The sequence below is a fragment of the Lysinibacillus sp. VIII_CA genome (assembly GCF_049943995.1).
Lineage (GTDB): Bacteria > Bacillota > Bacilli > Bacillales_A > Planococcaceae > Lysinibacillus > Lysinibacillus pinottii.
On sequence record NZ_JBNFXM010000051.1, the window covers coordinates 1 to 3120 of the forward strand.

The window sequence follows — 3120 nt, forward strand, 5'->3', positions numbered from 1 at the left end:
TTCTTTCAAAACTGGATAAACGGTTCATTGAATGCTTCAAACTTTTTGGTTAAGTCCTCGATCGATTAGTATTCGTCAGCTCCATGTGTCACCACACTTCCACCTCGAACCTATCTACCTCATCGTCTTTGAGGGATCTTACTTACTTGCGTAATGGGAAATCTCATCTTGAGGGGGGCTTCATGCTTAGATGCTTTCAGCACTTATCCCGTCCACACATAGCTACCCAGCGATGCCTTTGGCAAGACAACTGGTACACCAGCGGTGTGTCCATCCCGGTCCTCTCGTACTAAGGACAGCTCCTCTCAAATTTCCTACGCCCACGACGGATAGGGACCGAACTGTCTCACGACGTTCTGAACCCAGCTCGCGTACCGCTTTAATGGGCGAACAGCCCAACCCTTGGGACCGACTACAGCCCCAGGATGCGATGAGCCGACATCGAGGTGCCAAACCTCCCCGTCGATGTGGACTCTTGGGGGAGATAAGCCTGTTATCCCCGGGGTAGCTTTTATCCGTTGAGCGATGGCCCTTCCATGCGGAACCACCGGATCACTAAGCCCGTCTTTCGACCCTGCTCGACTTGTAGGTCTCGCAGTCAAGCTCCCTTGTGCCTTTACACTCTACGAATGATTTCCAACCATTCTGAGGGAACCTTTGGGCGCCTCCGTTACCTTTTAGGAGGCGACCGCCCCAGTCAAACTGTCCGCCTGACACTGTCTCCTGCCCCGCTAAGGGGCATGGGTTAGAATTTCAATACAACCAGGGTAGTATCCCACCGACGCCTCCTTCGAAGCTGGCGCTCCGAGATCTCTGGCTCCTACCTATCCTGTACAAGTTGTACCAAAATTCAATATCAGGCTACAGTAAAGCTCCACGGGGTCTTTCCGTCCTGTCGCGGGTAACCTGCATCTTCACAGGTACTATAATTTCACCGAGTCTCTCGTTGAGACAGTGCCCAGATCGTTACGCCTTTCGTGCGGGTCGGAACTTACCCGACAAGGAATTTCGCTACCTTAGGACCGTTATAGTTACGGCCGCCGTTTACTGGGGCTTCAATTCGCAGCTTCGCTTGCGCTAACCACTCCTCTTAACCTTCCAGCACCGGGCAGGCGTCAGCCCCTATACGTCACCTTACGGTTTTGCAGAGACCTGTGTTTTTGCTAAACAGTCGCCTGGGCCTATTCACTGCGGCTCTCATGCGCTTGCACGCTCAAGAGCACCCCTTCTCCCGAAGTTACGGGGTCATTTTGCCGAGTTCCTTAACGAGAGTTCTCTCGCACACCTTAGGATTCTCTCCTCGACTACCTGTGTCGGTTTGCGGTACGGGCACCTCTCACCTCGATAGAGGCTTTTCTTGGCAGTGTGAAATCAGGAACTTCGTCCATACGGACTCGCCATCACAGCTCAACGTTACAGTGTGCGGATTTGCCTACACACACGCCTTACTGCTTGGACGCGCATAACCAACAGCGCGCTTACCCTATCCTACTGCGTCCCCCCATTTCTCAAACGGTGAGGAGGTGGTACAGGAATATCAACCTGTTGTCCATCGCCTACGCCTATCGGCCTCGGCTTAGGTCCCGACTAACCCTGAGCGGACGAGCCTTCCTCAGGAAACCTTAGTCATACGGTGGACGGGATTCTCACCCGTCTTTCGCTACTCATACCGGCATTCTCACTTCTAAGCGCTCCACCAGTCCTTCCGGTCTGACTTCAACGCACTTAGAACGCTCTCCTACCACTGACATCGTAGATGTCAATCCACAGCTTCGGTGAATCGTTTAGCCCCGATACATTTTCGGCGCAGCGTCACTCGACCAGTGAGCTATTACGCACTCTTTAAATGATGGCTGCTTCTAAGCCAACATCCTGGTTGTCTGTGCAACGCCACATCCTTTTCCACTTAACGATTACTTTGGGACCTTAGCTGGTGGTCTGGGCTGTTTCCCTTTTGACTACGGATCTTATCACTCGCAGTCTGACTCCCGTGTATAAATATCTGGCATTCGGAGTTTGTCTGAATTCGGTAAACCGGGATGGCCCCCTAGTCCAAACAGTGCTCTACCTCCAGTATTCTCATCACGAGGCTAGCCCTAAAGCTATTTCGGAGAGAACCAGCTATCTCCAAGTTCGATTGGAATTTCTCCGCTACCCACACCTCATCCCCGCACTTTTCAACGTGCGTGGGTTCGGGCCTCCAGTAAGTGTTACCTTACCTTCACCCTGGACATGGGTAGATCACCTGGTTTCGGGTCTACGACCACGTACTATTTCGCCCTATTCAGACTCGCTTTCGCTGCGGCTCCGCCTTCTAAAGCTTAACCTCGCACGTAATCGTAACTCGCCGGTTCATTCTACAAAAGGCACGCTATCACCCATTAACGGGCTCTAACTACTTGTAGGCACACGGTTTCAGGATCTCTTTCACTCCCCTTCCGGGGTGCTTTTCACCTTTCCCTCACGGTACTGGTTCACTATCGGTCACTAGGTAGTATTTAGCCTTGGGAGATGGTCCTCCCGGATTCCGACGGAATTTCACGTGTTCCGCCGTACTCAGGATCCACTCAGGAGAGAACGAACTTTCGACTACAGGGCTTTTACCTGCTCTGGCGGACCTTTCCAAGTCGCTTCATCTAACTCGCTCTTTTGTAACTCCGTATTGAGTGTCCTACAACCCCAAGAGGCAAGCCTCTTGGTTTGGGCTCTTCCCGTTTCGCTCGCCGCTACTCAGGGAATCGATTTTTCTTTCTCTTCCTCCAGGTACTTAGATGTTTCAGTTCCCTGGGTCTGCCTTCAAGACGCTATGTATTCACGTCAAGATACTACGCGATTAAACGTAGTGGGTTCCCCCATTCGGAAATCTCCGGATCAAAGCTCACTTACAGCTCCCCGAAGCATATCGGTGTTAGTGCCGTCCTTCTTCGGCTCCTAGTGCCAAGGCATTCGCCGTGCGCCCTTAATAACTTAACCTATCAGCTTTCCATACACTTCACATTTCGTTGTCAGCCTCACTCGTTCAATCAGTCACGTACTGAAGTACGCTCCTTCATTTACTCGATTGCTTCCTAGAACTGCTCGTGTCTGAAAACCTTATCATGTTATTAAGCCTATAAAAAA

1 rRNA gene is annotated in these 3120 nt (G+C 51.6%); it reads right to left on the reverse strand.

Annotated elements, in window-relative coordinates:
- Positions 1–45: 45 nt before the first annotated feature.
- Positions 46–2973, reverse strand: a 23S ribosomal RNA gene (locus ACP3VS_RS24035).
- Positions 2974–3120: the final 147 nt, after the last annotated feature.